General features: G+C 60.4%; 17 protein-coding genes. 10 read left to right on the forward strand and 7 right to left on the reverse strand.

Going from position 1 to position 17959, the window contains the following annotated elements; translation table 11 throughout:
* Positions 1-88 precede the first annotated feature (88 nt).
* The 3 genes from AMM33_RS06905 to lptC are packed head-to-tail and all read left to right on the forward strand — an operon-like array spanning position 89 to position 2245.
* Positions 89-1066, forward strand: a complete 978-nt coding sequence (locus AMM33_RS06905; RefSeq protein WP_090139835.1) for a KpsF/GutQ family sugar-phosphate isomerase — start codon at positions 89-91, stop codon at positions 1064-1066.
* 1 nt (position 1067) lies between these two features.
* Positions 1068-1646: a KdsC family phosphatase gene (locus AMM33_RS06910; RefSeq protein WP_090139836.1), complete on the forward strand. Its 579-nt coding sequence runs from the start codon at positions 1068-1070 to the stop codon at positions 1644-1646.
* Positions 1643-2245 (forward strand): LPS export ABC transporter periplasmic protein LptC, encoded by a 603-nt coding sequence (gene lptC / locus AMM33_RS06915; protein ID WP_090139838.1) that lies wholly within the window; start codon positions 1643-1645, stop codon positions 2243-2245. The genes AMM33_RS06910 and lptC overlap by 4 nt, the downstream gene beginning before the upstream one ends.
* Positions 2246-2450: 205 nt before the next feature.
* Here the strand turns inward: lptC and AMM33_RS06920 are convergent, their stop codons facing one another.
* Together AMM33_RS06920 and AMM33_RS06925 are read right to left on the reverse strand one after the other, a co-directional pair.
* Positions 2451-2954: an RNA recognition motif domain-containing protein gene (locus AMM33_RS06920; protein ID WP_090139840.1), complete on the reverse strand. Its 504-nt coding sequence runs from the start codon at positions 2952-2954 to the stop codon at positions 2451-2453.
* Between the two features lie 228 nt (positions 2955-3182).
* The gene (locus AMM33_RS06925; RefSeq protein ID WP_090139842.1) at positions 3183-4385 is read right to left on the reverse strand and encodes an ammonium transporter; all 1203 of its coding nucleotides are present in this window, start codon (positions 4383-4385) and stop codon (positions 3183-3185) included.
* 179 nt (positions 4386-4564) lie between these two features.
* On the opposite strand from AMM33_RS06925, the gene AMM33_RS06930 reads away from it, so the two are divergent.
* Positions 4565-5122 (forward strand): TMEM165/GDT1 family protein, encoded by a 558-nt coding sequence (locus AMM33_RS06930; protein WP_090139843.1) that lies wholly within the window; start codon positions 4565-4567, stop codon positions 5120-5122.
* Positions 5123-5179: 57 nt separating this feature from the next.
* Here the strand turns inward: AMM33_RS06930 and rsmA are convergent, their stop codons facing one another.
* The 3 genes from rsmA to AMM33_RS06945 are packed head-to-tail and all read right to left on the reverse strand — an operon-like array spanning position 5180 to position 9688.
* On the reverse strand, positions 5180-5953 hold the full coding sequence (gene rsmA / locus AMM33_RS06935) for a 16S rRNA (adenine(1518)-N(6)/adenine(1519)-N(6))-dimethyltransferase RsmA (protein ID WP_090139845.1): 774 nt from the start codon (positions 5951-5953) through the stop codon (positions 5180-5182).
* Positions 5950-7296: a peptidylprolyl isomerase gene (locus AMM33_RS06940; RefSeq protein ID WP_090139847.1), complete on the reverse strand. Its 1347-nt coding sequence runs from the start codon at positions 7294-7296 to the stop codon at positions 5950-5952. Before AMM33_RS06940 ends, rsmA begins: the two co-directional genes overlap by 4 nt.
* Complete coding sequence (locus AMM33_RS06945) at positions 7289-9688, reverse strand: LPS-assembly protein LptD (protein WP_228767990.1); 2400 nt, start codon at positions 9686-9688, stop codon at positions 7289-7291. The genes AMM33_RS06940 and AMM33_RS06945 overlap by 8 nt, the downstream gene beginning before the upstream one ends.
* A 100-nt stretch (positions 9689-9788) precedes the next feature.
* Between AMM33_RS06945 and AMM33_RS06950 the strand changes: the two genes are divergently transcribed.
* The 3 genes from AMM33_RS06950 (at position 9789) to AMM33_RS06960 (ending at position 12994) form a co-directional block, all read left to right on the forward strand.
* A complete protein-coding gene (locus tag AMM33_RS06950; protein ID WP_090139852.1) occupies positions 9789-10883 on the forward strand; it encodes an aminoglycoside phosphotransferase family protein in 1095 nt (364 codons plus the stop codon).
* 2 nt (positions 10884-10885) lie between these two features.
* Positions 10886-11587 carry a 16S rRNA (uracil(1498)-N(3))-methyltransferase gene (locus AMM33_RS06955; protein WP_090139854.1) on the forward strand — a complete coding sequence of 234 codons (702 nt, stop codon included), beginning with the start codon at positions 10886-10888 and terminating at the stop codon, positions 11585-11587.
* Between the two features lie 228 nt (positions 11588-11815).
* Positions 11816-12994, forward strand: coding sequence for an MFS transporter (locus tag AMM33_RS06960; RefSeq protein WP_090139904.1), 1179 nt, complete (start codon positions 11816-11818; stop codon positions 12992-12994).
* Here the strand turns inward: AMM33_RS06960 and AMM33_RS06965 are convergent.
* Together AMM33_RS06965 and AMM33_RS06970 are read right to left on the reverse strand one after the other, a co-directional pair.
* Positions 12960-13817, reverse strand: coding sequence for an alpha/beta hydrolase (locus AMM33_RS06965; protein ID WP_090139855.1), 858 nt, complete (start codon positions 13815-13817; stop codon positions 12960-12962). The two genes, AMM33_RS06960 and AMM33_RS06965, sit on opposite strands and share 35 nt — an antisense overlap.
* Entirely contained in the window at positions 13814-15295 is a 1482-nt protein-coding gene (locus tag AMM33_RS06970; protein WP_090139857.1) for a M20 family metallopeptidase, read from the reverse strand. Before AMM33_RS06970 ends, AMM33_RS06965 begins: the two co-directional genes overlap by 4 nt.
* A 271-nt stretch (positions 15296-15566) precedes the next feature.
* Here AMM33_RS06970 and AMM33_RS06975 point away from each other — a divergent pair, with 271 nt between their 5' ends.
* The 3 genes from AMM33_RS06975 (at position 15567) to AMM33_RS06985 (ending at position 17946) form a co-directional block, all read left to right on the forward strand.
* Positions 15567-16310: a LytTR family transcriptional regulator gene (locus AMM33_RS06975; protein ID WP_090139858.1), complete on the forward strand. Its 744-nt coding sequence runs from the start codon at positions 15567-15569 to the stop codon at positions 16308-16310.
* A 269-nt stretch (positions 16311-16579) separates the two neighbouring features.
* Positions 16580-17443 carry an FAD binding domain-containing protein gene (locus tag AMM33_RS06980; protein ID WP_090139860.1) on the forward strand — a complete coding sequence of 288 codons (864 nt, stop codon included), beginning with the start codon at positions 16580-16582 and terminating at the stop codon, positions 17441-17443.
* Between the two features lie 17 nt (positions 17444-17460).
* Positions 17461-17946, forward strand: coding sequence for a (2Fe-2S)-binding protein (locus AMM33_RS06985; protein ID WP_053169257.1), 486 nt, complete (start codon positions 17461-17463; stop codon positions 17944-17946).
* Positions 17947-17959 lie beyond the last annotated feature (13 nt).

Raw genomic sequence — 17959 nt, forward strand, 5'->3', positions numbered from 1 at the left:
CTTGAGTTTTGACCGTCACGGCACGGCCATTGTGTGTGCTGCTAAAAACGAAACAGGCGGAAACAAGGGCGCCCGATAAAATGCCTCTATGCCTGCACATCAATCCCACACCCTGCAACTCGCCCGCGACACCCTCGACATCGAGGCCGCCGCACTGCTTCAACTCAAAGCACGGCTGGACGAGCGTTTTGTCCAAGCCGTCGACATGATGCTGGACGTGCAAGGCCGCGTGGTGGTCACCGGCATGGGCAAAAGCGGGCACATCGGCCGCAAGATCGCCGCCACGCTGGCCTCCACGGGCACACCGGCCATGTTTGTGCACCCTGGTGAGGCCAGTCACGGTGATTTGGGCATGATCAAGACCGTGGACGTGGTGCTGGGCATTTCCAACAGCGGCGAGAGCGACGAGCTGGTGGCGATCCTGCCGGTGCTCAAGCGCCAGGGTGTGCCCCTGATTGCCATGACCGGCGGCTTGAAATCTTCACTGGCCAGGCATGCAAATGTGGTGCTGGACACCTCGGTGGACAAGGAAGCCTGCCCCCTGAACCTGGCGCCCACAGCCAGCACCACCGCGCAGTTGGCCATGGGCGATGCGCTGGCGGTGGCCTTGCTGGATGCGCGCGGCTTCAAGCCTGAAGACTTTGCACGCTCGCACCCCGGCGGATCGCTGGGCCGCAAGCTGCTCACCCATGTGAGCGACGTGATGCGTCAAGGCGCTGAAGTGCCCCGTGTGGGACCTGAGGTCAGCTTCACCGATTTGATGCGCGAGATGAGCAGCAAAGGCCTGGGCGCCTCATCCGTGGTCGATACCGATGGCCACGTGCTGGGCGTGTTCACCGATGGTGACTTGCGCCGTCTGATTGAAAAAGGCGCCGACCTGCGCGAACTGAAAGCCCGCGATGTGATGCACCCCCGGCCCCGCACCATCCGCGCTGAAGCCCTGGCGGTGGAAGCGGCCGAGTTGATGGAGTTGCACCGCATCACCAGCATCCTGGTAGTCGACGAGGCCGGACTGTTGTGTGGCGCCATCAACTCCAACGACCTGATGCGTGCCAAGGTCATCTGACATGCGCCCACTGATCCCCGCTTTGCATTACCCCCCCGAGTTGCTTCTTCAAGCGCAGGGCATTCGCGTGGCCTTTTTCGATGTGGACGGAGTGCTGACCGATGCCGGACTGTACTTTTCTGAAAGTGGCGAAAGCCTCAAACGCTTCAACACGCTGGACGGGCAAGGCATCAAGCTCTTGCAACAAGCAGGCATCACCCCCGTGGTCATCACCGGACGTGACTCAGCCGCTTTGCGCCTGCGTCTGAAGGCCCTGGGCGTTACGCATGTGCGCTTTGGCACCGAGGACAAGCACCCGGCTGCCGAAGAATTTTTGCAAATGCTGGGCCTGAGCTGGGGGCAAGCAGCAGCCATGGGCGATGACTGGCCGGACCTGCCTGTCATGCAGCGCGTGGCTTTTGCCTGCGCCCCGGCCAATGCGCATGCACAGGCCAAGGCCATGGCACACCACGTCACTGCTGAGCGCGGTGGTGAAGGCGCTGCTCGTGCCTTTTGCGACATCCTGCTGGTGGCCAGTGGGCATTACGCCCAGCTACTCGCCCAGGTGGGCGTGAGCGCACAAAAAGGTCCTTCCGCATGAATCGCTCAGGTCTTTCTCGTGTGGTCATCGACAAAGTAACCCTGTCACTGCCACTGATCGTCCTGGGCTTGCTGGCCATGGGCAGTTGGTGGCTGGTGCGCAGCATGCCCGAACTGCTGAGCGCCCCGACAGCCAGAACTGTTCGCCAAGAACCCGACTACAGGCTGGAGAACTTTTCCTTCAGAACATTTGATGCAACGGGTCGCATGACCAATGAGTTGTACGGTGAACAAGCCAAGCACTACCCGGCCACCGACGAGTTGGATATCCAAAAAGTACGGCTTGTCTCCATCAGCGAGACCGGCTCCAGGATCAATGCCCAAGCCATGCAAGGCATCGCCACTGGCGATGGAAAGCAAGTCACGCTCATTGGAGAGGCTCAAGCCATACGCCCGGCATTTGGCGCATCGCCTCGCCTTGAACTACATGGTGAGCGCTTGCTAGCTTTGATCGAGGAGCACCGACTGCTGTCATCCGAGCCGGTCAGAATCATTCGCGACCAGGATGTCTTCACGGGAAACAGCATGAACTTCAACAGCGACAGCGGCGAATACATCCTGCAAGGTCGTGTTCGCGGGTTGCTGGCACCACAACCCTGATCAAGCCACTGCAAATTTGTACGAACCAGTCACACCTGACTTTCAAACACAATGGGATTTTTTCGATAGGTGTTGATTTTGTAAACAGAGAACATCCGCTGACCAGAAAGGGGGCGTGAAAATACCCCACAAACGACAAAGCCCTGCAATGCAGGGCTTTGTATCAGAGGTCATGGCTGATGATCAGATCAGCCGAAAACGCCAATCAATAACCGCCGCCGTAGCCGCCACCGCCGCCTTCGCGACGACCGCCACCGCTACCGCCGCGTGGGCCGGCACCGTAGGGGCTGCGGAAACCACCGCCACCACCTTCGCGGCCACCGCCGCCATAACCACCACCGCCGCCGCCGCCTTCACGACCGCCGCCGCCGTAGCCACCGCCACCGCCCTCACGTCGACCACCGCCATAACCGCCGCCGCCGCCACCGAAACCACCACCGCCGGTGCGTGGTGGACGTGCCTCCATGGGACGGGCTTCGTTCACAACGACGTTGCGGCCGCCCAAAGGCTGACCGTTCATGCCGTTGATCGCGGCTTGTGCTTCGTCATCGCTGGCCATTTCGACAAAACCAAAGCCTTTGGAGCGGCCAGTGTCACGCTCCATCATGACCTTGGCGCTGGTGACAGCACCGAATTCACCGAAAGCTTGTTCCAGATCGCCGTCGCGAACCGAGTAAGGCAGGTTGCCGACGTAAAGTTTGTTGCCCATGAAAGGGACTCCTCAAAACACAGAGATAAAAGCGATGTAGCTCCGAAAGCGCATTCAACAAACCTGAAAACATCGGAAGGGAAGCGAAACTGACCTGGTCACCGCAAACAATGCGCTGCTATTTTTCTACAACAGCGCGGGATCATTATGCGCCATAAATATAAAAAAAGTGCAAGGACTATCCCTGCATGGCACAAAGGGTTGTCCCGAGCACACAAGTTCGTGAATTCACCAGCTGACTTCACGGTCAGGTGCTGCACTGATTTTATGCACGGTCAAATCGGCGCCGTCATATTCTTCTTCAGGGCTGAGTTTCAAACCCAATGCCAGTTTGAGCACGCCATAAACAAGTACGCCCCCCAACAAGGCCCAGAAGACACCCATGAAAGTACCGATCAGTTGAGCGGTCAAATTGACACCACCCAAACCACCCATGGCTTGCACGCCAAAGATGCCAGCGGCAATGCCCCCCCAGGCGCCGCACAGACCGTGCAAAGGCCAGACACCCAGGACATCGTCTATCTTCCATTTGTTTTGCGTCCAGGTGAACATGAGCACAAACAATGCACCTGCCACAGCCCCGACCGCCAGCGCACCAAATGGGTGCATCAAGTCAGAGCCAGCACATACGGCCACCAAACCGGCCAAAGGACCGTTGTGAACGAAACCGGGATCGTTTTTTCCCAACAAAAGGGCTGTCAGCGTGCCCCCCACCATGGCCATGAGTGAATTGACCGCAACCAAGCCGGAAATCTTGTCCAGGGTCTGAGCACTCATCACATTGAAGCCAAACCATCCCACGATCAAGATCCAGGCTCCCAGTGCCAGGAAAGGGATGCTCGAAGGCGGATGTGCAGAGACTTGACCATCCTTGCGGTACCGGTTGTAACGTGCGCCCAGCATGATCACCGCAGGCAATGCAATCCACCCGCCCATGGCGTGCACGACAACAGAGCCCGCAAAATCATGGAACTCGTCTCCCGTGACGGCCTTGATCCAGGCTTGCACGCCAAAGTGCTGGTTCCAGGCGATGCCTTCAAAAAAGGGATACACAAAACCCACAATGACAGCTGTGGCGATCAATTGAGGCCAAAACTTGGCTCTTTCAGCGATGCCTCCGGAAATGATGGCCGGAATGGCCGCTGCAAAGGTCAGCAAGAAGAAAAACTTGACGAGGTCATAGCCATTTTTGGCGGCGAGTTGCTCTGCGCTAACAAAAAAGCCTGTGCCGTAGGCCACGCTGTAACCCACCACGAAATACATCACAGTGGAGACAGAAAAATCCACCAAAATTTTGACGAGTGCGTTGACTTGGTTCTTTTTACGAACAGTGCCCAACTCCAAAAAAGCAAAACCTGCATGCATGGCCAACACCATGATGCCGCCCAACAATATAAAAAGCGCATCCGCGCCTTGTTTCAGTGCTTCCATGTCTATACCTTGTGATTTTTGGATCCGATTTGGTGCGTATCAGGTAAAAAATCCCAGCGCGCACCAAACACAAGCAAGAAGTACGCCCAAATTGATGCAATCCACCAAATACCTGCAAAAACTGTCAAGTAAGATTCGATCGTTGAAAAAATAATATGTGGTTTGCACCACATCCCGAAATGGAAGCCTTTCTGATTTCTACCGGCATCGTGGCCCTGGCCGAGATGGGCGACAAGACCCAACTGCTGTCATTGGTGCTGGCGGCGCGTTTTCGCAAGCCTTGGCCCATCGTGCTGGGCATTTTGGTGGCCACACTGGCCAACCATGGTTTGGCCGGGGCAGTGGGCAGCTGGGTCACCACCGTCATGGGTCCCGATGTGCTGCGCTGGGTGCTGGGTGTGTCCTTCATTGCCATGGCGGTGTGGATGCTGATTCCCGACAAACTTGACGAAGATGACAGCAAAGATGCACCCCGCATGGGCGTTTTCCTGACCACCGTGGTCGCTTTCTTTTTGGCCGAAATGGGTGACAAAACTCAAATTGCCACCGTGATGCTGGCCGCCCAATACCAAGCATGGTTCATGGTGGTGGTAGGCACCACGCTGGGCATGATGCTGGCCAATGCCCCTGTGGTGTGGCTGGGCGATGCCATCACCCGGCGGGTGCCTCTGCGCCTGGTGCACCTGATCTCGGCGGGCATCTTTACCGTGCTGGGCCTCATCGCGCTGCTCAGCTGAGCGACTGCGGGCTCACTGATCCACCATGGGTCTGCGGGCACGCTGTGCGCCCCGTTTTCACACTGACTGGGCCAGCGCCACAAACTCCGCGACAGGCACTTCTTCGGCACGACGCTGCAGGTCGAACCGGCCTGCAAATCCCTTTTCATCGAGCCATTTGCCCAGTGTGTTGCGCAAAATCTTGCGCCGCTGACTGAAAGCGACTTGCACCAGGGTTTCCAGCTTTTTGACATCGACCTCAGGAGGCTTGGCCAGGGGCAACATGCGCACCACGGCACTGTCTACCCGCGGCGGGGGATCAAAGCTTTCGGGAGGCACAAACAGCACATTGGCCATGTCGTAGCGCCACTGCAGCATGACCGACAAGCGGCTGTAATCAGACGTGCAGGGCTTGGCGACCATGCGGTCAATGACTTCTTTTTGCAGCATGAAATGCTGGTCTTCAATCACGTCCACATGCGCCAACAAATGAAACAGGATGGGTGTGGAGATGTTGTAGGGCAGATTGCCCACCACCCGAATGCGCTGCGGCAAGTCGCCGCTTGGTTGCATCTGGGCGGCCAAAGCCGTGAAATCGACCTTCAACACGTCTGACTCCACCACCGTAAGGTGCGGGTGTTCGCGCAATCGCACTGCCAAATCGCGGTCGAGTTCAACCACCGTGAGATGGCCCAGCCGCTCGACCAGGGGCTGGGTCAAGGCGGCCAGACCCGGGCCGATCTCGACCATGGGCTGTCCGGCTTGCGGGCCAATGGCATCCACAATCGCATCAATGATGCCGCCATCGGTCAAAAAATGTTGACCGAAGCGTTTGCGCGCAACGTGCTTCATTGAGGGGGCTCACGCATCTCGACGTAGGCTCGTCCTCGCACATCTTCCACCCAAGCTGCGTAGGCCTCTTCCAGCTTTTTCTCGCGCAGGGCATTGCGCGCCAAGCTGCGCTGATCCTGCTCGCTCATGGGCGCTTTGCGGCGATCCGTCACCTCAATCAAATGAACCCCGAAACGCGACACCAGAGGTTCACCCACTTGCCCGGGACGCAAGTTATTCATGACTTGCTCGAACTCCGGCACAAACATGCCTGCGTTCGCCCAACCCAGATCGCCGCCCTGTTGGGCACTGCCGTCTTGCGACAACTGGCGGGCCAGCACTGCAAAATCGGCTTTGCCCGACACAATGCTCTGTCGAACCTCACTCAAGCGGGCCACGGCCTGTGCCTGCGACATCTGGGCAGAAGGCCGCAGCAAAATGTGGCGCGCACGGGTCTGTGTGGCCATCAGGGTGGTCGGGCCTTGCCGCCGCTCAATCACTTTGAGAATGTGAAAGCCGGCACCGGAGCGCACCACATCCGATGTCATGCCGACCTGAAGCTTGCGCGTGGCCTCCACAAACAGTTCCGGATAGCGCTCTGCGGGACGCAAGCCCATCTCGCCGCCATTGGCGCCTCGGTCGCTGGCTTGTGAAAAGTTTTTGGCCAGCTCGGCAAAGTTGTCCCCACTTCGGGCACGCCGGGCCACCACGGTCGCCTTCTCGGACAAGACCTTGATCTGTGCCTCGCTGGCGTTTTCAGGCACTGCAATCAGGATCATGGCCAGATTCAGGTCCACCGGCCCTTGAGCGCCCTGATCTCTCAGAAGCTCTCGCAGGTGCTGCTCCACCTCCAGATCGCTCACACGGATGCGGCCTTCGACCTCACGTTCCCGAACCCGGGAAATCATCAACTGTTGACGCAATTGCTCACGGTAGCTGGCCACACTCATGCCGTCTTGCACCAGCCGCTTGCGAAATTCATCGCGCGTGAGCTGATTGCTGCTGGCCACGTTCATTTCGGCCTGGTCCAGCGCGTTGTCTTCGATGCTGATGCCGCTTTCGCGGGCCTGCTGGACTTGCGCTTTTTGGTTGATCAATTGCTCCAGCGCCAAGCGGGCGATGTCCTCGACACTGATTTTTTGCCCCTGGGCTGCGGCATCTTTGAGCATGCGCTGGCGCAATGTCTGCACCTCTTGATTGGTGATGGGTTCTGAATTGACCACCGCCACAATGAAGTCGGCTTGCCGAATGGCGGCACCGGCTGCGGCCCCTTGAGCCCAGGCGCCGGAGAACCCCCACAAACTGGCCAGGCCGAATGCGCCCACCAGGCAGGCCGAACGGGCAAAGAAAAAACGATCATTCATAGTGCTGAAACCGACTGGGTTGAACGGTGTTGTCACGCAAAAATTGGTAACGTGGAATATTGGTTTTGAGTGCCTGCAATGGACTGGAGCCCACACTGGCCAGCCCCACAAACTCGATCTGAAACAACAAGCGGCTGGTGGCCGTGGTCACGGTGCTTTGCAGCCGCTCCAAGGCGATGCGGCCCAGCCAGCAGCCCGCATCGTATTCCAGACCCAAAAGCGAGTCCACGACACGGTTTTCTTTCATACTGAAATTGAGGCGCCCGACTGAGTACCAGCGATCAGGCCCCAAGCCCTGGCCGGCAGTGCGCGTCCAAGCCGTTTCGGCTTGCCGGTCAGAGCGTCCGAGCAAATCACTCAGGGGCCACTGCCAGCCCACGTCGAGCATCTCGGTAGATGGCGACAACTGATTGTTCAGGCGATAGGCCGCATTGAACACGCGGTAAGGGCTGGGGGTGTAACGCGCTTGCACCGTGGTGCGGCTGATCTGGTCAGTCTGGCTGTTGATCTGAATGGTCGAATCAAATGCCCAGCGGTCATCCCAGCGAATACCCGCCCCCAGCAAAAGATCACTCAGACCGCTGGCAGCAGCAGCCTGGCCCGGCAACACCACTTGCTGGTCTTCAAATCGGATACGTTGGGCCATGCCCAAACGCAGCATCTCTGCGCCCGTGCTGGCATCAAAGAATCGGCTGTTCACACCCAAGGTGACCGCATTGGTGTCTACCAAACGATCCTGACCCACATAGGGGTTTTCGCTGTAGATGGTGGACAAATTGAAGTCCGCAGGACCGCTGTCATAGACCGGCAGCTGGCTTTGCTGGCGGTAGGGGGTGCGGGCATAAAAGGCCCGAGGCTCCAAAGTCTGCAAAACATCGCGGCCAAACCATTGGGTTTCGCGCTCGAAAACCAGGCCCGAATCCACACTGAAAGTGGGCAATACCCGGTTGACGGAGGTCGAGCCATCGTCCAGCGCACGGTCCATTTGGTAGCGTGTGGCATGCAACTGCATTTTGGGCGTAACAAACCCCCAAGGCCTGATCCAGGGGCGGCTGACCTGGGCCTGCACATAACTGCGCTCGCCATTGCGCAGCAAGCTGATGCTGTTGGGCACGCGCGAGTAGTCGGCCTCAAACCGGGTGGTGTCGCCCACCACGGACCAGTCCAAACCCTCAGGATTCCACTGGCCATAGCGCATGGTGATTTGCGGCGCCCGGTCATACGGCGGCGTGATGGTCGAGCTGACATCCTGCAGGGTTTGCCAGCGCTGCACCAGCGCGGTCATGCTGAAATTGCCCCGCCCCCAGGACAAAACCCCGGTCGAGGGCAGCAAGCGCTGCTTAAGCAACAGCCCGGCACGGGAAAAATCCCGCCAATAGTTGTCATCGCTCACGCGATTGAGGGTCAAACCCAGGCCAACACGCCCCACCGCGTCAATACCTGTCTCAATGGAGCCGCTGTGCTGACTGCTCAGGCCCCAGCGATTGGTTTGCCGCAATTTGTCCGTCGGCATCAGATTCAGCCTGACCTGCCCTCGGTAATTGGACTCCAGATAGCGGAACTCACTGTCAGCAGCCACCCCCCGATTGCTCATGATCTCGGTGGTGACCGTCAGATCGCGGTTGGGCGCCAGGTCCAAGTAATAAGGTTGTGAAATCAGCACGCCATTGATGGTGTCTACGCCCACCAAGGGCGGCAGCAAACCGGACTGCCGCCCCGATGTCAGGGGAAAACTGACCACGGGTGAGGCCAGAATCGGCACATCCTGAAAACGCAGCTGCACGTTTTCGGCGCGGGCGCGCTGTTCCTCTTCGTCAATCGTCATCTGCGTGGACTTGAGCACCCAATCGGGCAACCACTCCGGGCCAGGAATGCGGCGGCAGGTGGTGTAAGTGGCTTGGCGAACGATGGCCCGTTTGTCATCGACGAACTCCACCTCTGAAGCCGTGCCATAGCCGCCTGTGCCATAAAGCTCGAAATCGGGCTTTTCAAACTTGCCCTTGAAACTGTCCATTTGCAGTGTCAAGCGTGGCCCGACAAACAAGCTGCCGTCGCGGCTCACGCGCACCTGACCTGTGGCCTGCACCACATCCTGCGTTTGGTCGTAATCCAGTTTGTTCGCTCGCACACTCAAGCCAGGGCGTCGGATCATCGCCTGGCCAAGAATCTGCATGTCCATGTCGGGACGGGCAGTCACCTGCTCGCCACCCAGAAACACCGCCCCCTCGCTTTGTTGGCGATTGGAAATCTTTTCCTCCAGCATCGGGCTGGTGCGCAAAATCAAGCCCTGAGCCTGCGCATGAACGGCCCCTGCATCCAGCGCCAACAACACAGCCACCACCACGGCACGCAAGGCGCAGGGGTAATGAGGAGCAAGCGTCAAAGAATTCAAGGCCAAACGTTGGGTCACAAATGGGGGGAGGAGTTCGGAGGTTGGCGCGTCAGGAGACTCAAGAGAGCGTGCAAACAGGCTTTGTAAAATGCGATTATCCATGAGCCCACACCCCTCCTCCTTCCCCACCGACCCAGTCACTTGGACCGACCCGGCCCGTCAAGCCTTGTTTGACCGCTGGATCTCCCACATCGCCCACACCCAAGGGCTCGTGCCCACTTCACTGCGCATCGCCTCGGCCGATGCCAGCTTTCGCCGCTACCTGCGGGTCGACACCGTGCAGGGCGACAGCCGCATCGTCATGGACGCACCACCCGACAAGGAAAACTCCGAGCCCTTTGTGCGCATTGCCGCCTTGATGAAGGCCGCTGGTCTGAATGCCCCCGAAGTGCTGGACTGGCATGAGGCCGACGGCTTCATGCTGTTAACCGACCTGGGCGATGCCACCATGATGTCGGCCATCGACCCTGAGCGCCCCCAGGCCAACCACGGCCTGTACATGCAGGCGGTGGACACGCTGGTGCAGTGGCAACTGGCCTCGCGCCCCGGCGTGCTGCCACCCTATGACGCCGCACTCCTTAACCGAGAGCTGAGCCTCTTCCCCGATTGGTATTTGGCCCAGCACCGGGGCGTGCAGCTGCAAGGCGCGCAGCGCGAGGTGTTTGACAAGGCTTTCACCCTGATCGTGCAGCGCAACCTGGCCGCGCCCAGTGTGTATGTGCACCGCGACTTCATGCCGCGCAATTTGATGATGCCGTTTGGCGCAAACTCTCAGCTCGGCGTTTTGGACTTCCAGGACGCGGTCTACGGCCCCATCAGCTACGACATCGCCAGCCTGATGCGCGACGCCTTCCTCACCTGGGACGAAGACTTTGTGCTCGACATCACCATCCGCTATTGGGAAAAAGCCCGCAAGGCGGGCTTGATGGATTTTGAAGACTGGCACAGCGACTTTGGTGCGTTTTACCGCGCCGTGGAATGGATGGGCCTGCAGCGCCACCTGAAAGTGGCCGGCATCTTTGCCCGGCTGACCTTGCGCGACGGCAAGCCCAAATACCTGGCCGACGCGCCACGTTTTCTGCATTACATCCGCAGCACCTGCGACCGTTACCGCGAGCTGGGCCCGCTGCTGAAATTGATCGACGAGATCGAAGGCACCACGCCCCAGGTCGGTTTTGCCTACGGGCGCATGTGAGCATGCCGCGCTTTTACTGCCCCACCCCATTGGCCACAGGCCTGCCCTTGAGCCTGCCTGCAGGCGCTGCCCGCCATGTGCAAGTGCTGCGCCTGCAGCCGGGCGGTGTGATTACCTTGTTCAACGGTGAGGGCGGTGAGTTTGACGCCACCGTCACCCGCATGGGGCGCAGCGAGGTGGAGGTGGAGGTGGGCGCACACCGCGCCGTAGAGCGCGAAGCAGCCCGCGCCGTGCACCTGCTGGCGGGCATCACCGCCAACGAGCGCATGGACTGGCTGGTCGAAAAAGCCACCGAGCTGGGTGTGGCCAGCATCACGCCCTTGGTGGCTGAGCGCAGCGTGCTCAAGCTCAAAGGCGAACGCGCCGAGAAAAAATTGGCGCACTGGCAGGGCGTGGCCGTGGCCGCAGCCGAGCAGTGCGGCCGCAACCGGGTGCCCACAGTGCACGCGGCTGTCACCCTCAAAGAGTGGTTGGCGCGGGCCGAAGCCGGGGAGCGCTGGATTTTGTCCTTGTCCGAAGGCACCCAAGCCCTGTCGGCCATGACCGGCAGCGGCCCCGTCACGGTGCTCAGCGGCCCCGAAGGGGGCCTCAGCCCGAGCGAAGAAGCCAGCGCCATGGCCGCCGGATTTGCTCCCATCACATTGGGCCCGCGCGTGCTGCGGGCCGAAACCGCCCCCTTGGCGGTGCTGGCCATTTGCGCCTGACCTTGCCAGCGATGGGTTCCCGTCTTCGTAGGAGCCCACCCCGTGGGCGATGGGTTGTGGTCCGCAGGGCATCGCTTGCAGGCAATCTCCTACAAAGACCAGCAGCCACAGATTCGTAACCAGCTCACACAGAGTAAGTTGAGACGGGGGGCTTCAGCCAAGGCAACAGGTTTTTATTTGAGCCAAGGCGACACGCCTTCATAAGTGGCTGGCGATACACTGGCCAACATGAACCCCAATTTGATCCTCCTCACGCTCTGCCAGGGCCTGTTCTTCACCAACAACGTCACCTTCATCGCCATCAACGGCCTGGTTGGTTTGTCCATGGCACCGCTGGGCTGGATGGCCACTTTGCCGGTCATGGGCTATGTGGTGGGCGGTGCGCTGTCGACCGGGCTGGTGGCCAAGAGCCAGTCGCGCTGGGGGCGCAAGGTGTCTTTTCAGCTGGGGCTGGTGGTGGCTTTGTTTTCGGCGTTGCTGGCCGCTTATGCCGCCTGGAGCCACAACTTCTGGCTGCTGGTGTCGGCCACGGTGATCGCCGGTTACTACAGTGCCAACGGCCAGTTGTACCGTTTTGCGGCGGCCGAATTGGCGGCAGACGGTTTCAAGGAAAAAGCGGTTTCACTCGTTTTGGCCGGTGGTTTGATCGGCGCCATCGTCGGCCCCAACCTGGCCTCGCGCACCCGCACTTTGTATGAAACGCCTTTTTTGGGCGCTTACATGGCGCTGGGCATCGTGGCGATTTTGGCCATTGTGTGCATGGCCTTCATCCGCTTTCCGGCAGTGCCTGCCAAAAAGCCGGGCGACAGCGTGGGCAGACCTCTGTCCGAGATCATGCGCCAGCCGGTGTTCGTCGTGGCGGCGGTCGCTGCGGCGCTCAGCTACGGCGTGATGAACCTGCTGATGGCGGCCACGCCGCTGGCCATGCAGGTGTGCGGCTTCAGTTTTGACGATGCCGCCTTGGTGCTGGAGTGGCATGTGATCGGCATGTTCGCGCCGGGCTTTTTCACGGGGCACTTGATCAAGAAATTCGGTACGCTGCAGATCATGGCGGTGGGCGTGGTGATCAACTTTGTGTGCATCGCGATTGCCTTGTCGGGCGTGGAGTTGCACCAATTCCTGATCTCGCTGTTCTTGCTGGGGCTGGGCTGGAACTTCCTGTTCACGGGCAGCACCACGCTGGCCATGAAGGCCTGGACCCCCGCCGAAAAAGACCGGGGTCAGGCGGCCATCAACTTCTTCGTGTTCGCCACCATGGCCGTGACTTCCTTCGCCTCAGGCGCACTGGTCACCACACAGGGCTGGATGTGGCTGAACATCGGCTCGCTGTTCCCGGTGGCCTTGACTGGTATGGCGCTGGCCTGGATGGTGCTCAAGCAGAAAAACGTGCAAGCAACCACGGCTTGAGCAGGCTGTAGACCTGCTCGCGCTCGGGGTCGTTGAAGATTTCGTGGTACATGGCCTCAAAGCAATGCGCCTGCACCACCTCTGCGGGCGCTGAGTGGGCAAAGGCCGCACTGGCGCCAGCTTGCACCAGGTGATCATCGCCCGCATACAGCAGCAAGGTGGGCACCGACCAGTGCGCAGCTTCTTCGACGGTGCGCGTGCCTTGCGACAAAACCCACGCGGCCAGCCCAGTCGAAATGCGCCGGTGCACCAACGGGTCGGCCTTGTAGGCCTTCACCTCGGCCGCATCCCGCGCGACAAAGTTGGCATCCAGCCCGTTGTTCACACACAGGTGCGGGGCCAGCTTGGGCAAGGTGGCCAGCAAGAGTTTTTGCACCGCGTTGGGTGACGCCCCGAGTGCGGGGGACGACAGCACCGCCGCGTCCACAGGGCGCAGCTGCTCGGCCGAGGCGCGGGCCACCACCAGGCCGCCCATGCTGTGGCCCAGCAGCACCAGCGGCAAGTCGGCGCTGTGTGGGCGCTGGCGCGTGGCGTCGATCACGCGACCCAGATCAGCTTGCAGGCTGCCGGGGCGCAGCATGTCGCCGCGTGAGCCCGCAGATTGGCCATGGCCTTGCTGGTCGTAAGCGCGAACGATGAAACCCCAGCTGCGCAATTGGGCAGCCAGTTCACCATAGCGCCCGGCGTGTTCACCCAGGCCGTGCACCAGCACCACGGTGCCCAACGCTGGGGTGTCGCTCGGCACCGGCCAGTCATAGACCGCCAGCGTGCCCGCTTCGCCTTGTAATTCAGACCGCGTGGGCTGCAGGGGCGCGGCGCTCATGGCATGCGCGCCATCACTTCGGCCACCGCCGCCGTGAGTTTTTTGGCATAGGGCACATGCAAAAACTCGTTGGGCCCGTGCGCGTTGCTCTTGGGTCCGAGCACGCCGCAGACCATCATTTGTGCTTTGGGGAAACCGGCGCTGAGCATGTTCATGAGCGGGATGGTGCCGCCTTGGCCGATATAGCCCACGCCTGCACCAAAGTGTGCCTGGCTGGAGCTGTTCAGAGCCTGCTCGAACCACGGCAAGGTGTCAGGTGCGTTCCAGCCCGTCGCGCCGCCGCCGCTTTCAAAGGTGACTTTGGCCTGGTAGGGTGCGTTGTCTTCCAGCAAGGCTTTCATTTCGGCCACAGCTTGCGCGGCATCCACCAGCGGCGGCAGGCGCAGGCTCAGTTTGAAGGCGGTGTAGGGCCGCAGCACATTGCCCGCGTCTTTCAAGGCCGGAAAGCCTTCCGCCCCGGTCACGCTCAGCGTGGGCGTCCAGGTGCGGTTGAGCAGAGCTTGGGTCGGGTCGGTGGTCGTGGGCAGGGCAAAGCTGGTCGAGCCGCCGCAGTCGTAGTGCGCCCAAGGGAAGCGCTTGTACACCTCGTCGCCCAAAATGGCGGCTGTGGCCTGCGCTTGCGCGAGGCGCTCGGCAGGCACTTCGCAATGGAAGCTCGCGGGCAGCAGGCGGCCCGTGGCGCTGTCTTCGAGGCGGTCGAGCACCTGGCGCATGATGCGAAAACTCGACGGCACCAGGCCCGAGGCGTCGCCCGAGTGGATGCCCTCGGTCAGCACTTGCACCTTGAGCGTGCCGCTGGCCATGCCGCGCAGGCTGGTGGTGAGCCACAGCTGGTCATAGTTGCCCGCGCCGCTGTCCAGGCAAATCACCAGGCCCACATCGCCCAAGCGGGTGCGCAGCGCGTCCACGTAGGGCAGCAGGTCGTACGAGCCAGACTCTTCGCAGGTCTCAATCAGGCCGACGATGCGCGGGTGCGGTGTCTTTTGGCTTTTGAGCGCCTGCACGGCCGCGATGCTGGCGTAGACCGCGTAACCATCGTCTGCGCCGCCTCGTCCATAAAGCTTGCCGTCTTCGTACACCGGGGTCCAGGGGCCGAGGTCATTGCGCCAGCCATTGAACTCGGGTTGCTTGTCTAGGTGGCCGTACATCAGCACGGTCTGGCCCGAGCCCTCGCTGGCGGCGCGGGTGGCGGCTACTTCAAAAAACATGACCGGTGTGCGGCCCGGCAGGCGAATGACCTCCAGTGTCAGGCCCTCCACCTTTTGCGCCTCGACCCACTGCGCGGCATTGCGCAGCACGGTTTCGATGTGGCCATGCGCGGCCCAGTCAGCGTCAAAAGCGGGCGACTTGGCGGGGATCTCGATGTAATTTTTCAGCTCGGGCAAGATGGTGCCGTCCCAGGCTTGGGTGACGTCGTTCAGGGCGCGGGCGCTGTCGATCAGGTTGCCGGGCATTTCGCGGTGCAGGGGGGCGTTCATGGTGGGGGCTCCTCGGGGCGGCACAAAAGAAAAACACTGTAGCGTGTTTGGGATCGGCTGACCACGGTGGGCATGCACACCAGAGACAGCCATGGATGCATCGCTGCAAATCCGGTGGGGGCAAGCAAGGGCCTGAATAGAACCCACTACCGGGGCGGACCGCAATCGTTGTTACAGTCTCGCCAACGCCCAACCGACCCACAGCCTTCGGACCTGCGGGGGGCTCACCCCTACAACAAACCGCCAAACAGGCGGCGAAAGAGGCCATCGCATGGACCCGAAAACCACCGCCAACCCGAGCCTGTACCTGTTTGAGAAGTTCGAGGCCGGGGTCATCCATCTGGATGCCCAGCGCAATGTGCTGGCCATGAACGACTTTGCCCGCCGGGTCTTGCCGGTGGACGAAAAACAGCCCTTCAACAAACTCGTCACCTCTTTCCACCCCGAGCGCTCCAAACCCAAGGTCAATTTTTTGCTCGACGAGGCTTCGGGCTGCCCCATGGCCAATGCGGTGCCGATGACCATGATCATCAACATCCCCGAACAGGTGCTGCTGATCAAGGTCAGCCGTCTGGGCGATGTCAACGGCGAGACCACCGGTTTTGCCCTGGTGTTTTACGACGTCACATCGGTGGTCGGCCAGGAAATGCCAGTTGCCCAGCCGCCAGCGAAAAACATGCGCTTGTCGCGCATCCCGATGGTGGCCGATCAAAAAGTCTCGTTTGTGGACACCGCCGATGTGCTCAGCCTGGAGTCGCAAGCCCATTACACCCGCGTGCTCACGCGTGAGGGCTACCACTTTTGCAACCTGAGCATCGGCGATCTGGCGCTGCGCCTGGACCCGGCTCAGTTCATGCGAGTACACCGTTGTTTCATCATCAATCTGCAGTCCGTGCAGTCTTTGGGACGCGAGGGCAGCAAGACCCACGTTTTGCTGAAAGGTAAAAATACCCAGCGGATTCCTGTCTCTCGTGGTGAAGTCGCGCGACTGCGTGAAGCGCTGGGTCTGCGCTGAGTGCGCCCTCCACAGTTCGGCATGCTTGGTTCCAGCTCCGGATGTGCGTTGCCGTACAGTGTTTTTGAGGGTCACGCTGGCACTTGGGACTTTCCCTGATTGCGAGACAGATAAAGCCTGATCAACTCATTTCGTGCTCTTCAAAGTGCATTTCGTGCAATAAATTGACCAATAAATGACGAAATCAAACAAAACCTGACTGCACGGTAGGAAAAAGACTCTGCCTAATACTGGTCGCCTGTTTTCCAACAAAACTCAGGAGACCTTTGATGATTCCACCGCGTTTTGAATACCACGCGCCCAAAACTGTGGGTGAGGCGGTTGCCTTGCTCGGCCAGTTGGGCTCTGACGCCAAGCTGCTGGCGGGGGGCCACAGCCTACTGCCCATGATGAAACTGCGTTTTGCGCAGCCCGAACACCTGATCGACATCAACCGCATCCCCGAACTCAAGGGCATCCGCGAAGAAGGCGCCACCGTGGTGATCGGTGCGATGACGGTGGAAAACGAGCTGATCCGCTCCCCCATCCTGCAAGCCAAAGTGCCTTTGCTGTGCGAAGCGGCCCAACTGATCGCTGACCCGCAGGTGCGCAACCGCGGCACGATTGGCGGCGACATCGCCCACGGCGACCCCGGCAACGACCACCCCGCGCTGTCCATCGTGATCGACGCGTCCTTTGTGCTGGAAGGCCCGAACGGCCGCCGCACCGTGGCCGCTGACGGCTTTTTCCTCGGCACCTACATGACGCTGCTCGAAGAAAACGAAGTCATGTGCGAGATCCGCGTGCCCGCATTCGCGGCGGGCACCGGTTATGCCTACGAAAAGCTCAAGCGCAAAACCGGCGACTGGGCCACAGCCGGTTGCGCCGTGGTCATCCGCAAAAGCGGCGACCAAGTCAGCCATGTGCGCATTGCGCTGACCAACGTGGCCCCCACCGCCCTGCGTGCCGAAGCCGCCGAAGCCGCGCTGCTGAACAAGCCCTTCAACGCCGCCAACGTGCAGGCCGCTGTGGATGCTGCGATTGCCATTTGCGACCCCGCAGAAGACCTGCGTGGCGACATCGAATACAAGACCGCCATGGCCGGTGAGATGGTCAAGCGGGCCCTGAACAAAGCCTGGTCGCGCTGCGCTTAAAGCATAAGGAAAACAACATGTCCAAAAAACTCGTCACCGTTTCCGTCAATGGCAAAAAAGAAGAAAAAGCCGTTGAACCACGCACCTTGCTGATCCACTTTTTGCGCGAAGAACTCAACCTGACCGGCGCTCACATCGGCTGCGAAACCAGCCACTGCGGCGCTTGCACCGTGGACATCGACGGCCAATCGGTCAAGTCCTGCACCCACCTGGCGGTGCAGTGCGATGGCTCGGAAGTGCTCACCGTCGAAGGCCTGGCCAACAAGGGCGTGCTGCACGCGGTGCAAGAAGGCTTTTACAAAGAGCACGGCCTGCAATGCGGTTTCTGCACGCCCGGCATGCTGATGCGTGCCTACCGCTTCTTGCAAGAGAACCCCAACCCGAGCGAAGACGAAATTCGCCACGGCATGGCCGGCAACCTGTGCCGCTGCACCGGTTACCAAAACATCGTCAAAGCCGTCCAGTACGCCGCCAAAAAACTGCAAGAGCCCGTTGCGGCTTGATGCGAACACCCAT

The organism is Limnohabitans sp. DM1 (genome assembly GCF_001269385.1).
Taxonomy (GTDB): Bacteria; Pseudomonadota; Gammaproteobacteria; order Burkholderiales; family Burkholderiaceae_C; genus Limnohabitans_A.

What these genes read in the sequence shown, in the direction of transcription:
- AMM33_RS06965 (WP_090139855.1), bottom strand. Translation starts at nt 13,817, where the DNA reads ATGAGCGCCGCGCCCCTGCAGCCCACGCGGTCTGAATTACAAGGCGAA.
- AMM33_RS06940 (WP_090139847.1), bottom strand. Translation starts at nt 7,296, where the DNA reads ATGAATGATCGTTTTTTCTTTGCCCGTTCGGCCTGCCTGGTGGGCGCA.
- AMM33_RS06905 (WP_090139835.1), top strand. Translation starts at nt 89, where the DNA reads ATGCCTGCACATCAATCCCACACCCTGCAACTCGCCCGCGACACCCTC.
- AMM33_RS06980 (WP_090139860.1), top strand. Translation starts at nt 16,580, where the DNA reads ATGATTCCACCGCGTTTTGAATACCACGCGCCCAAAACTGTGGGTGAG.
- AMM33_RS06955 (WP_090139854.1), top strand. Translation starts at nt 10,886, where the DNA reads ATGCCGCGCTTTTACTGCCCCACCCCATTGGCCACAGGCCTGCCCTTG.
- AMM33_RS06910 (WP_090139836.1), top strand. Translation starts at nt 1,068, where the DNA reads ATGCGCCCACTGATCCCCGCTTTGCATTACCCCCCCGAGTTGCTTCTT.
- AMM33_RS06950 (WP_090139852.1), top strand. Translation starts at nt 9,789, where the DNA reads ATGAGCCCACACCCCTCCTCCTTCCCCACCGACCCAGTCACTTGGACC.
- AMM33_RS06925 (WP_090139842.1), bottom strand. Translation starts at nt 4,385, where the DNA reads ATGGAAGCACTGAAACAAGGCGCGGATGCGCTTTTTATATTGTTGGGC.
- AMM33_RS06970 (WP_090139857.1), bottom strand. Translation starts at nt 15,295, where the DNA reads ATGAACGCCCCCCTGCACCGCGAAATGCCCGGCAACCTGATCGACAGC.
- AMM33_RS06960 (WP_090139904.1), top strand. Translation starts at nt 11,816, where the DNA reads ATGAACCCCAATTTGATCCTCCTCACGCTCTGCCAGGGCCTGTTCTTC.
- rsmA (WP_090139845.1), bottom strand. Translation starts at nt 5,953, where the DNA reads ATGAAGCACGTTGCGCGCAAACGCTTCGGTCAACATTTTTTGACCGAT.
- AMM33_RS06930 (WP_090139843.1), top strand. Translation starts at nt 4,565, where the DNA reads ATGGAAGCCTTTCTGATTTCTACCGGCATCGTGGCCCTGGCCGAGATG.
- AMM33_RS06920 (WP_090139840.1), bottom strand. Translation starts at nt 2,954, where the DNA reads ATGGGCAACAAACTTTACGTCGGCAACCTGCCTTACTCGGTTCGCGAC.
- lptC (WP_090139838.1), top strand. Translation starts at nt 1,643, where the DNA reads ATGAATCGCTCAGGTCTTTCTCGTGTGGTCATCGACAAAGTAACCCTG.
- AMM33_RS06975 (WP_090139858.1), top strand. Translation starts at nt 15,567, where the DNA reads ATGGACCCGAAAACCACCGCCAACCCGAGCCTGTACCTGTTTGAGAAG.
- AMM33_RS06985 (WP_053169257.1), top strand. Translation starts at nt 17,461, where the DNA reads ATGTCCAAAAAACTCGTCACCGTTTCCGTCAATGGCAAAAAAGAAGAA.